Here is an 11,224-nt window from a genome sequence, read left to right on the forward strand (position 1 = left end):
GTGCGGCGGGCCCCCGGGACGCGCCGCTCGTAGGCGCGGGCCCAGCGGCGCAGCTCCCGGGCCTCCTCGTTGCCGTCGAAGTACGCGTCGGACTCCTCCGTGACGGCCTCGTGCGGCGGCGGCGCGTTGAACAGCGGCCGGTCCCAGCTGGCCGGGGCGCGCTCCAGCGCGGCGCTCAGGTCGGTGTAGAGGTCCGTTCCCATCTGGTAGCGCTGGCTGACGTCCTGGCGGAGCAGCCGCTCGCAGATGTCATTGAGGGCGCGGGGCACGCGCGGGTTGAGCGAGCGCGCGGACCTCCCCTTGATGGTCTGGATTCCCCCCAGCAGCGCCGCGGCCGGCAGGTCCGGCGGATAGGGGAAGTCCCCGGTGAGCACCTGGAAGAGCGTGAGCCCCAGCGAATAGAGGTCGTCCGTGGGCTGGTAGACGTAGCGGGCCATGCCCTTGGGGTTGTTCAGCCAGTAGCGCAACAGCTCCGGGCTGCGGTAGCTGGGCGTGCCCGGCGGGGGCCGGCCGTCGGTGATGGCCGGGGCGCAGGCGTGGTCGCTGGAGCCGAAGTCCACCAGCACCGGCCGCGCGTCCGACGCGCGCACGATGATGTTGCTGCCCTTGATGTCGCGGTGGCGCACGCCCGCGCGGTGGATGAAGTCCAGCGTCAGCGCCAGCTCCGCGAACAGCCGCGCCACCTGCCGCGCCGTGGGCTTCGCCTCCACCGCCCAGTCCGACAGCGTGGGACCCTCCACGTAGTCCATGACCAGGAACAGGTAGCCCGTGCGCGGGTGCGGCCAGCGGTGGTAGCCGCGCAGCGCCACCACGTTGGGGTGGGTCATGCGGTGCAGCACGCTCACCTCCTTGAGCGTGCGCGCGTCCACCTGCGAGCCCTCCTCGGAGTCCTGCGGCCCCTGGAGCGCGAACTTCAGCGCCACGTGGAAGCCCCCGGTCTCCGCCAGGAACACGGTGCCGTAGCCCCCGGTGGCCAGCCGCTTCAGGAGCCGGAAGCTGCCCACCACCTCCTGGGGCTGGAGCAGCAGCGGATGTCCTCCCTCCAGGTTCATCGCGGGGCGCCTCCTTCGCCCGGGACAGGCCAGGCTTCTTCAGGACGTGGGGGGTTCAATGGGAGAGGGAGGACTTGGCTGGGAGGATGCATGGGAGAAAGGCCGGATTAGACCTCTCAGGTCCATAGCATGGCGGATGCCCCTTGGGGTAGTGTTGGTGCCGTGTCAGGTAGGATGCCGGACACCTGACTTCATGGGAGACACGCTCCGGCCAGGGGTGGGGAAGCGGCAATGAACGAGGAGCTGGCCATCACGGTGGGCACCGCGGCGCGCGAGGCCCGCGAGCGGCAGGGCCTGACCCAGGGCGACGTCGCCAGCCAGGTGGGCATCGCCATGGAGGTCTACAGCCGGATGGAGCGCGGGCGGGTGCTGCCCAGCTCCACCACCCTGCGCAGGCTGTGCATGGTGTTGCGCATCCGCGCGGACACGCTCCTGGGGCTGGACGGGCCCCTGCCTCCGGAAGAGGCGCGCACGCTGGCGCTCGCGGACCGCGAGGAGGATCCGCCCTCCCTGCGCCGGCTGGTGCGCGCGCTCAGGCCCCTGGATGAAGAGGCCTTGAAGGCCATGGGGCTCATCATCCAGGGCGCGCTCGCGCTGCGGGAGCGCTAGTCGTTCAATCCCCGCGGCGTCCGGGCCCCCTGCTCGAGGTCAAGGCGCTGCGCGTCCGCCGATCTCCGGGAAGCGCTCATAGGTCCGCTTGAGCGTGTCCAGGTGGGCGGGGTTGTCCAGGTCGAGCGGCGCGTCGGTGAGCTGCACGACCCAGCCGCCCGATGCCGTGCGCCGCGCCCGTGAAAGCAGCTCGGCGTCGCGGGCCGGGTCCGGGAACCCGATGGCCTGCGCGGCGGCGGCCGACCAGTAGTTCATCCACCCGAGGTAATAGGGAATCTCGGGCGCGCGAATGTGCTCGAAGAGCTTGAGGGCTGGCAGGCCCCGGCGTGGGGACGGGGGGCCGTCCAGCGTGGGGGCGGTCTGATACGCGATGTCCAGCGCGGCGGCGTCTGGTGTTGCATGCCCCCAGAACGCGCGCACGCCGTTGCCTACAGCCTCAATGACATTGGCGGCCAATGCAATCACGGCCGAGTCCAATGGCAACTCCGCTTGGACCTCAAGTAACGGCTGGCGGGCTGGCGCTTGGGCTGCGGGGGTCGTCAGCCCGCTGATCATCACCGGGAAGTTCTCGTCGCCATTGCATACCAGGGGGAATTCTCCTCGGGCCGACGCCTGGGAGAGCCATTCTTCGCGCCGTGGCAATATTGCAAGCTTTCGAGCCTCGGTAATCACCGACTCCAGACGCAATCCAGGCAGCGAGCGTTCCAAGCCATGTGCGGCGGCGATTGCGCGGTCATCTCCCTCCGTAAGGCCAGGCGCATAGACGCTGAGGATCAGTGGGCTTCGGGCGATCATCTCTTGCATCCCGTAACAACGATACCGATGGGTCTTGATCTCCCACAGCCTGCGCACGCCGACTTGCAGCGCATCGAAGCGCACACCGCCCACGAGCACGTCCATCCCGGGATAGCGGTTGGGTGGGAACTGGTCGGCACATTCGTTATGCGGGTCGTCCTCGCCCGCGTGGGGCACGGGAACAGGTTCGCAGCTGGCGCGTCCCGTCCGGTCCACGGGCACTGGCGGCACCGGAGGCTGTCGGTCCTGCCCGGCTGGCTCGGGCTCCGGCCTGGGCTTGCGTTGCGCTTCGGCCTCCCGGGAGGACACCTTCGCTCCTCGTGAGGCCCCAGCTTCCTCGGGGTAGGCATGCCGCAGCTCATACGCGTCCAACGCCTCCGCGATGGCGACGCCGACCACCACCACGCCAAGCACGATGACGGCCCCCACGGCGATCTCGGGAGCCGCCAGCACGCAGAACCCGAGTCCCACGGACGCGGCATCCGCCGAGGCCACGGTGCATCTTCCCGTGGTGTCGTGGAACTCGAGCCGGTCACGGTCGAGGGTCCGATAGCACTTCTCCACCAGCACGGGGCCAGGGCTGGGACGCCTCACGCACGACGCACCGTCCCCCGTCAGTCCACGGCAGCGTGGCGGCTCGCTGGAGGTTGGCGAACCTCGGGTTCCGGGACACGCGCTCTCCTGGAGCCGGTGCCGAGGTGGCGCACGCCGAAAGCAGGAGCAGGAGTGCGGCGCAGGCGCGCGGTCGCATGGTCACGTTCTTTCAAGTGAGCCAGCGCGTCGCGGGTCGATGCCGGCCACGGGGGAGCATGACAGCATCCTTGGATAAGCTTGATAGCTGGAATAACCAAGCTCCCCGCGCCACCTGCATCCCTCGGACAGGGCCTGCCCCGCCACGCTCCTGGCCCCGGCCCCGAAAACTTGCGCGCCGGGGGAGAGGTGCAAGGTTTTGGGGGTGCCCTCCCAGGTGAATGGAACTCTGAACACGGTGTTTGGCGCCGCCGCCCGCGACGCGCGGCTGCGGCTGGGACTCACGCAGGCGGACGTGGCGGACCGCGTGGGCATCGCCATGGAGGTCTACAGCCGGATGGAGCGGGGCAAGCTGCTGCCCCGGGCGCAGAACCTGCGGCGGCTGTGCGACGTGCTGTCCGTGTCCGCGGACGCGCTGCTGGGCGCCGCGCACCTGTACGCCGTGCAGCTGCCCTCCACGCGAGAGCGGGACGAGCTGGGCGCGCTCTACGCCGAGCGGGGCCTCTCCCAGCCCTCCACGCCCCCGGAGCTCGTGCCCTCGCTGGCGCTGGTGGCCGCCATGGCCTTCAACGACCTGGGGCAGGCGGACCAGGCGCTGGACCGCGCCGCCATCGTGCTCGCCCGCGAGCCGGACAACCACGAGGCGAAGTACGAGAAGGCCCTGGCCCTCTTCGAGCTGTGCCGCTTCCGCGAGGCCAGGGCGGCCTTCGCGTCGCTCCTGAAGGACAAGGAGCGCGCGGCGCACGCGCACCAGCACCTGGGCCTCCTGCTGGAGCGCGAGGGCCAGTGGGCCAGGGCGGAGGAGCACTTCCAGAAGGCCCGCGCGCTGGAGCCCGAGGACTTCCCCCCGCCGCCCCTGCCGTCCGCGGACGAGTTCAAGGCCCAGGTGACGCGCGCGCTGGCGGACCTGCCCGAGGACATGCGCCGCGACCTGGAGGGCGTGCCGGTGGCCACGGAGGAGATTCCCTCCGAGGACGACCTGCTCGCCAACCAGCCGCCCCTGTCGCCCACCATCCTGGGCCTGTTCCGGGGCCCGTCCCTCCAGGAGCCGTGCGACGGCTCGGAGACGCCGTGCCGCTCGGTGGCCCTCTACCGGCGCAACCTGGCCCGCGCGGTGCGCACGCCCGAGGAGCTGCGCGAACAGATTCGCGTGACACTGCTCCATGAAATCGGGCATCTGCGAGGGGAAGACGACGAGGAACTGGCCGCGCGCGGCCTGGAGTGAGCCCCCACATGCCTTCCCTTCCCACCGCCCGCGTCAGCCTCAAGGGCGCCAAGACGCTGCGTCGCGGCACCCCCTGGGTGTACCGCACGGAGCTCACCGAGCCCCCCGCCACCGACACGCCGGGCGCGGTGGTGGCGGTGGTGGACCCGCAGGGCAACCCCATCGGCCAGGCGCTCTACGCCCGCCGCTCCCCGCTCGCGCTGCGGCTGCTCACGCGCAAGGGCCCCAACGAGGAGAAGGTGGACGACGCCTTCTTCATCCGCCGCGTGGAGGCCGCGCTCGCCCGCCGCGCGGTGCTGCCGGGCCGCGACGGCCTGCGCCTGGTGCACGGGGAGGCGGACCTCCTGCCCGGCTTCTTCGTGGACCGCTACGGCCAGGGCCTCACGGTGCAGACGCTGTCGGAGGGCATGGACGCGCGCAAGGAGATGCTCGCGCGCGCGCTGGTGGAGAGGACGGGCGCAAGCCACGTGGTGTGCCGCGACGACGCCTCCGGCCGCGACTTCGAGAGCCTGCCCCGCGAAGTGCGCCTGCTGCACGGCGAGGGCAGCGCGCGCTTCACCTACCACGAGGGCGACAACCGCTTCGACGTGGACCTCTTGGGCGACATGAAGACGGGCGCGTTCCTGGACCAGGTGGACAACCACCTGCGCGCGGGCGAGCTGGGCCGGGGAGAGGCGCTGGACTGCTTCAGCTACCACGGCGGCTTCGCGCTCGCGCTCGCGAAGCACTGCACGTCGGTGCTCGCGGTGGAGCAGGACGCGAAGGCCGCTTCGCGCATCCAGTCCAACGCGGAGGCCAACGGCCGCGCCAACGTGAAGGTGGAGAACGGCAACGCGTTCGACGTGCTGCGCCGCTTCGACCAGGAGGGCCGCCGCTTCGACACCATCGTCCTGGATCCGCCGGGGCTGGCCAAGCGCCGCGAGGGCCTGGCCACCGCGCTGCGCGCCTACCACGAGCTCAACCTGCGCGCCCTGCGCTGCCTCAAGCCGGACGGCCTGCTGGTGACGTGCTCGTGCTCGGGGAAGCTGGACCGCCAGGGCTTCGAGTCCATGGTGCTGGACGCCGCCGCGGACGCGAAGCGCCCGGTGCAGATTCTGGAGCGGCGCGGCGCCGGCCTGGACCACCCGGTGCTCGCGGGCCTCGCGGAGACGGAGTACCTCAAGGCCCTCTACGTCCGCGCCCTTTAGGACAGGGCGCGGTGGGGCAGGGGGCTGGCACCGCTACGGGATGCCCAGCTCCTTGCGCAGCCGGCCCACGACCTTGAAGTACTCCGTGCGGGAAAAGCCCACGTTGAGGATGTGGAAGTCCTTCTTGGACAGCCCCACGCAGCCGAAGCAGTAGTTGCAGTCCTGCAGGTTCTTGCTCAGCACCACGTACGCGCTGCTGGAGCAGTTCTCGCTCTGCACGCAGTAGGCGCACGCGTGGCAGTTCTTGCACTCCACGCAGTGCGAGCAGTTGGTGCACAGCTCGCACCGCGTGCAGTGCGTGCACTGGTGGCAGCTGTCGCAGTCCTTGCAGAACATGCAGTTGGCGCAGCGCTGACAGCCCTCGCACGCGTAGGAGCCGGGGTTGCCCGGGTCCACCGCGTAGCTCTTGGAGAGCTTCTGGAACTGGTCCATGAACTCGCGCTTGCCCAGGGACGACACGCCCTGGCGCGCCGCCTTCTCCTGCTCCAGCAGCTCCTGGGTCGTCTGGGGCCGCGGCCCCTTGTCCTTCACCGCCACAAACGCTCCTTGGACTCGTGTCACTGCAGCCGGGCGAGCCCGGCCAGGTCGATGCCGCGCGCCACCCGCCGCACCTCCACGGTGCTGGGGAAGCCACGGCTGGTGACGGCCACCACGAACCGGTCGCCCACCAGGAGGTTCGCCTCCGCGACGGCCTCCTCCGCGTCATAGCGCACGAAGCCCACGGCTTCCTTCCACTGGATGGGCGCCGTGGGGTCGCTGGCTGCTCGCCCGCGTGCCTTCTGCGCCGCCTCGCGGATGGCCTGCCCCAGCTTCAGCCCCATGGTGGTGTCCACGATGCGCACCTTCACCTCGCGGCCTTCGCCCCGGGTGTAGGTCCGCTCCGCCTCCGACACGGACACCTCGCCGTACTTCCCTGTGGAGCCCGCGGTGGAGCCCACCGTGAAGCCCTCCAGCGACTCCGGCAGGAACGGCGCCAGGTCCTTGAAGTACACGCACGGTGCGGCGGTCGTCACCACGTCGCGCGGGGTGGGAGATGTCGTGCGCTCGTCGTCAAGGCAACCGCCGCCCGCGCCGAGCGCGAGCGATGCGATGGCCAGCCGGAGGAAATAGTCGCGCACGAACGAATCAAAGGGTATCCCTGGCCCGCGCGCAATGGACCTTTCGAAGCTCAATCCTCCTCAGCGCGAGGCCGTCGAGACGCTCCAGGGCCCGCTGCTCGTGCTGGCGGGCGCGGGCAGTGGAAAGACGCGGGTCATCACCCACCGCATCGTCCACCTGCTCAACGAGCGGCCGAACCACATCATGGCCCGCAACATCCTGGCGGTGACCTTCACCAACAAGGCCGCCACGGAGATGAAGGAGCGGCTCATCCACATGGCCGGGCCCCGCGCCCAGGGCGTGCTGGTGTGCACCTTCCACGCGTTCGGCGCGGAGGTGCTGCGCGAGGACATCCACCGGCTGGGCTGGCCGAGGAAGTTCGCCATCGCGGACATGGGCGACCAGCTGTCCATCATCCGCCGCGCCATGCGCGAGAAGCGCATCGACGACCGCGCCTTCGACGCGCGCAAGGTCCTCACGCTCATCTCCAAGGCGAAGAACTCCGGGGAGACGCCGCAGCCCAGGCCGGAGGGGATGGGGGATGACTACGACCTCATCACCTCCATGGTCTTCGCGGACTACCAGCTCGCGCTCAAGGCGCAGGGCTCCGTGGACTTCGACGACCTGCTGGTGCTGCCCGCGCGCCTCCTGCGCGAACACCCGGACCTGCACCGCAAGTACACGGCCCGCTTCCAGTACCTCCTGGTGGACGAGTTCCAGGACACCAACCACGCGCAGTTGGACCTGCTCAAGCTGCTCGCGGGCACGTCCAGGAACGTGTGCGCGGTGGGTGACGACGACCAGTGCATCTACTCCTGGCGCGGCGCGGAGGTGCGCAACATCCTGGACTTCGACAAGCACTTCCCGGGCGGCAAGGAGGTGCGGCTGGAGCAGAACTACCGCTCCTCCCAGCGCGTGCTGGACGCGGCCAACGCCGTCATCGCCAAGAACCCGGAGCGCAAGGACAAGCGCATGTGGACCGACCGCAAGGGCGGTCCGCTGGTGAAGGTGGTGGCGTGCCCCAATGACGAGGAGGAGGCGCGCTTCATCGCGCACGAAATCCAGAAGCACCTCTCGCTGGGCATCCCCGCGGACGACATCGCGGTGCTCTACCGCACCAACGGCCAGGCCCACCCGGTGGAGGAGATGCTGCGGGAGAAGAACATCCCCTACGAGGTCGTGGGCGGCAGCGAGTTCTTCGACCGCAGCGAGGTGAAGGACGTCATCGCGTACTTCAAGGTCCTGGCGAACAAGCTGGACGAAATCTCCCTCATGCGCATCGTCAACGTGCCCTCGCGAGGCATCGGCGACGTGACCATGGAGCGGCTGCACGCGCACTCGCGCGCGGAGGGCGTGACGCTCTGGACGGTGATGCGCCGCGCGGACACCTACGAGGACCTGCCCGCGGGCGCGGGCGGCAAGGTGCTGGAGTTCGTGGAGATGGTGGAGCGCTACCGCGAAGCCTTCACCCAGACGCCCCGCCTGTCGGAGGCCACGCACAAGCTGCTGGAGGAGATCGGCTTCCGGGAGGCCACCCGCGCCAAGGCCGTCTCCGGCACCGCCGCGGACAAGAAGCTCAAGGGCGTGGACGGGGTGCTCGCGTCGCTGGAGAAGTTCGAGAAGCGCGAGGGCCCCAAGGCCAGCCTCCTCACGTACCTCAACCGCCTCAGCCTGGACACGCGCCAGGAGGAGGAGGAAATCCCCGGGCAGAACAAGCGCGTGACGCTGATGTCCCTGCACGCCTCCAAGGGCCTGGAGTACCGGCTCGTCTTCTTCATCGGCATGGAGGAGGACCTGATGCCCCACGGCGGCATGCAGGGCGAGGCGCAGAACCTCGAGGAGGAGCGCCGCCTCTGCTACGTGGGCATCACCCGCGCCAAGGAGCTGCTCTACCTCACCCGCTCCACCGTGCGCGTGAAGCGCGGCAAGGAAGTGCCCCGCACGCCCTCGCGCTTCCTGGAGGACCTGCCCCCGGACGCCTTCGAGGTCGTGGACATGGACGCGCCGCGTCAAGGGCCTCCGGACGAGAAGGAGAAGAACTTCTTCGCGAACCTGAAGGAGCGCTTCAAGAAGCCCGCCGCCGGGGGGCCAGGCCCGGGCCCCCCTGGCCGAGCGCCCTGACTGGCTCCACGACGGCCTCCCCTGTACGCCCAACCTTGACTTGATCCCGCCGTCCTACTAGGAGGGTCAGCCTTTCCGGGCTTCTGTCGGAGTTTAGGCGGAGGACCCGCGGTTGGTTTCGCACGAGCACGCGGCCCCTGGCATGCACCTGGGCGCCGCGCCGAAGTCTGGAGTGCACGAAATGTCGCAGAAGACCTACAGCGCCAAGGCTGGGGACATCAAGCGCCAGTGGCACGTCATCGACGTGTCCGACAAGGTGCTTGGTCGCGCCGCCAGTCAGATCGCCACCCTCCTGAAGGGCAAGCACAAGCCGACGTACACCCCGTCCATCGACACGGGTGACCACGTCATCGTCATCAACGCCGACAAGGTGAAGGTGACGGGCACGAAGGAGACGGACAAGCTGTACTACCGTCACCCGTACGCCGGTTTCCCGGGCGCCCTGAAGATCACCAACCTCCAGAAGCTGCGCCAGCGTCACCCCGAGGACGTCATCCTCAACGCCGTGCGCCGCATGCTGCCCCGCAGCGCCCTGGGCCGTCAGATGATGACGAAGCTCAAGGTGTATGCTGGTGACACCCATCCGCACACCGCGCAGAAGCCGGTGGCGTACAAGGTCGAGGCGTAAGGAACAACCATGGCGATCAATCCTGAACTCGGTTTCTACGCCACGGGCCGCCGCAAGGAGGCCACCGCTCGCGTCTGGGTGCGTCCCGGCAATGGCGCCGTCGTCATCAACGGCCGCGACATCAACGAGTACTTCGGCCGTGAGACGTCGAAGATGGTGCTCAACCAGCCGCTGGAGATCCTGGAGCAGAAGGGCAAGCTCGACGTCACGGTCAACGTGCGCGGCGGCGGTCTCTCCGGCCAGGCCGGTGCCATCCGTCACGGCATCGCGCGCGCGCTGTGCGCCTTCAACCCGGAGTTCCGTCCGGCGCTGAAGAAGGCCGGCTTCCTCACCCGCGATGCCCGCGCGGTCGAGCGCAAGAAGTACGGCCAGCCCGGCGCCCGTCGTCGGTTCCAGTTCTCCAAGCGCTAAGCACGCTTGCCGGCCAGCTGTCCGGCCGCTCTTCGGCGGGGGTTTCCTTCGGGAAGCCTCCGCCGTCGTGCTTTGCGGGCAAGCGGGTGGGCCCGGCCCCGTCGCGACGGGCGCGGGCGTTCTGCTACCATCCGGGCCCTCCCATGGAACTCAACGAAATCCTGCAGATCGCCCTGCGCGGCGGAGCCTCCGACATCCACCTGAAGGCGGGCCTGCCGCCCATGTTCCGCGTGGACGGTTCGCTGGTGCCGCTCAAGGACGGCCGCCGCCTGCCCCCGGAAGAGGTGGCGCGCATGGCGTTCGGCATCATGAACGAGTTCCAGAAGGAGAAGTTCAAGGTCAGCAACGAGGTGGACCTGGCCTACGGCGTGCCGGGCCTGGGCCGCTTCCGCGTGAACGTCTTCCAGCAGCGCGGCACGGTGGGCGCCGTGCTCCGCGTCATCCCCTTCAAGGTGATGACGATGAAGGACCTGCTGTTGCCCACGGTGCTGGAGAAGGTGTGCGGCGAGGAGCGCGGCCTGGTGCTGGTGACGGGCACCACGGGCTCCGGCAAGTCCACCACGTTGGCGGCGATGATCGACTACATCAACTCCAACGAAACCAACCACATCATGACCATCGAGGACCCCATCGAGTTCCTCATCCGCGACAAGCGCTCCATCGTGAACCAGCGCGAAGTGGGTGTGGACACGATGAGCTTCTCGCAGGCCCTCAAGAGCGCGCTGCGCCAGGACCCGGACGTCATCCTGGTGGGCGAAATGCGCGACCACGAGACCATCGAAACGGCGCTCCACGCCGCGGAGACGGGCCACCTGGTGATGTCCACGCTGCACACGCTGGACGCCACGGAGACCGTCAACCGCATCGTGTCCGCGTTCCCCCCGCACCAGCAGAAGCAGGTGCGCCTGCAGCTCTCCAGCGTGCTGCGCGGCGTGGTCAGCCAGCGCCTGGTGCCGCGCGCGGACGGCAAGGGCCGCGTGGCCGCGGTGGAGGTCCTCCGCGTCACCGCGCGCGTGCGCGAGCTGATTGAGGACAAGGACCGCACGAAGGAGATCCACGACGCCATCTCGCAGGGCACGGACTCCTACGGGATGCAGACCTTCGACCAGTCGCTGATGAGCCTCGTGCGCAACGGCCTGGTCACCTACGAGGAGGCCCACCGCCAGGCCAGCAACCCGGACGACTTCGCGCTGCGCTTCTCCGGCATCAGCGGCACGTCCGACTCGAAGTGGGACGCCTTCGACGCCAAGGCCGGCGAGGAGCGGCCCATCCCGGGCTCGGCGTCCTTCGCGCAGAAGGGCGCGCCCGCCCAGGCGGCCCCCGTGGCGCCCACGCCCGCGCCGGTGCC

11 protein-coding genes are annotated in these 11,224 nt (G+C 69.5%); 7 read left to right on the plus strand and 4 right to left on the minus strand.

Annotated features, from left to right (window positions below; translation table 11 throughout):
* Positions 1-1,052, minus strand: a 1,052-nt coding sequence (locus ACLEQD_RS26215) for a serine/threonine-protein kinase (RefSeq protein WP_410387702.1), incomplete at its 3' end; no start/stop codon positions are given.
* A gap of 231 nt (positions 1,053-1,283) precedes the next feature.
* On the opposite strand from ACLEQD_RS26215, the gene ACLEQD_RS26220 reads away from it, so the two are divergent.
* Positions 1,284-1,661, plus strand: a complete 378-nt coding sequence (locus ACLEQD_RS26220; protein ID WP_410387703.1) for a helix-turn-helix domain-containing protein — start codon at positions 1,284-1,286, stop codon at positions 1,659-1,661.
* A 39-nt stretch (positions 1,662-1,700) separates the two neighbouring features.
* Here ACLEQD_RS26220 and ACLEQD_RS26225 read toward each other — a convergent pair whose 3' ends face one another.
* The gene (locus ACLEQD_RS26225) at positions 1,701-3,026 is read right to left on the minus strand and encodes a DUF5953 family protein (RefSeq protein ID WP_410387704.1); all 1,326 of its coding nucleotides are present in this window, start codon (positions 3,024-3,026) and stop codon (positions 1,701-1,703) included.
* Positions 3,027-3,423: 397 nt separating this feature from the next.
* Here ACLEQD_RS26225 and ACLEQD_RS26230 point away from each other — a divergent pair, with 397 nt between their 5' ends.
* Both ACLEQD_RS26230 and ACLEQD_RS26235 read left to right on the plus strand, forming a co-directional pair.
* Positions 3,424-4,431 carry a metallopeptidase family protein gene (locus ACLEQD_RS26230; RefSeq protein ID WP_410387705.1) on the plus strand — a complete coding sequence of 336 codons (1,008 nt, stop codon included), beginning with the start codon at positions 3,424-3,426 and terminating at the stop codon, positions 4,429-4,431.
* Positions 4,432-4,439: 8 nt separating this feature from the next.
* Positions 4,440-5,618, plus strand: a complete 1,179-nt coding sequence (locus tag ACLEQD_RS26235) for a class I SAM-dependent rRNA methyltransferase (protein ID WP_410387706.1) — start codon at positions 4,440-4,442, stop codon at positions 5,616-5,618.
* Positions 5,619-5,651: 33 nt separating this feature from the next.
* Here the strand turns inward: ACLEQD_RS26235 and ACLEQD_RS26240 are convergent, their stop codons facing one another.
* Positions 5,652-6,149 carry a caib/baif family protein gene (locus ACLEQD_RS26240; RefSeq protein ID WP_410387707.1) on the minus strand — a complete coding sequence of 166 codons (498 nt, stop codon included), beginning with the start codon at positions 6,147-6,149 and terminating at the stop codon, positions 5,652-5,654.
* Between the two features lie 26 nt (positions 6,150-6,175).
* The gene (locus tag ACLEQD_RS26245) at positions 6,176-6,736 is read right to left on the minus strand and encodes a hypothetical protein (protein WP_171433104.1); all 561 of its coding nucleotides are present in this window, start codon (positions 6,734-6,736) and stop codon (positions 6,176-6,178) included.
* 34 nt (positions 6,737-6,770) lie between these two features.
* Between ACLEQD_RS26245 and ACLEQD_RS26250 the strand changes: the two genes are divergently transcribed.
* The 4 genes from ACLEQD_RS26250 to ACLEQD_RS26265 all read left to right on the plus strand — a co-directional run.
* A complete protein-coding gene (locus ACLEQD_RS26250; RefSeq protein WP_410387708.1) occupies positions 6,771-8,837 on the plus strand; it encodes an ATP-dependent helicase in 2,067 nt (688 codons plus the stop codon).
* A gap of 181 nt (positions 8,838-9,018) precedes the next feature.
* A complete protein-coding gene (gene rplM, locus ACLEQD_RS26255) occupies positions 9,019-9,465 on the plus strand; it encodes a 50S ribosomal protein L13 (protein ID WP_120526843.1) in 447 nt (148 codons plus the stop codon).
* A gap of 9 nt (positions 9,466-9,474) precedes the next feature.
* Positions 9,475-9,876 carry a 30S ribosomal protein S9 gene (rpsI, locus tag ACLEQD_RS26260; RefSeq protein WP_120526842.1) on the plus strand — a complete coding sequence of 134 codons (402 nt, stop codon included), beginning with the start codon at positions 9,475-9,477 and terminating at the stop codon, positions 9,874-9,876.
* Positions 9,877-10,019: 143 nt separating this feature from the next.
* Positions 10,020-11,224 (plus strand): type IV pilus twitching motility protein PilT (locus ACLEQD_RS26265; protein WP_410387709.1); only part of this gene is annotated, 1,205 nt, incomplete at its 3' end.

Source organism: Corallococcus sp. 4LFB, assembly GCF_046520365.1.
Taxonomy (GTDB): Bacteria; Myxococcota; Myxococcia; order Myxococcales; family Myxococcaceae; genus Corallococcus; species Corallococcus caeni.

What these genes read in the sequence shown, in the direction of transcription:
- ACLEQD_RS26220 (WP_410387703.1), top strand. Translation starts at nt 1,284, where the DNA reads ATGAACGAGGAGCTGGCCATCACGGTGGGCACCGCGGCGCGCGAGGCC.
- ACLEQD_RS26235 (WP_410387706.1), top strand. Translation starts at nt 4,440, where the DNA reads ATGCCTTCCCTTCCCACCGCCCGCGTCAGCCTCAAGGGCGCCAAGACG.
- rpsI (WP_120526842.1), top strand. Translation starts at nt 9,475, where the DNA reads ATGGCGATCAATCCTGAACTCGGTTTCTACGCCACGGGCCGCCGCAAG.
- ACLEQD_RS26250 (WP_410387708.1), top strand. Translation starts at nt 6,771, where the DNA reads ATGGACCTTTCGAAGCTCAATCCTCCTCAGCGCGAGGCCGTCGAGACG.
- rplM (WP_120526843.1), top strand. Translation starts at nt 9,019, where the DNA reads ATGTCGCAGAAGACCTACAGCGCCAAGGCTGGGGACATCAAGCGCCAG.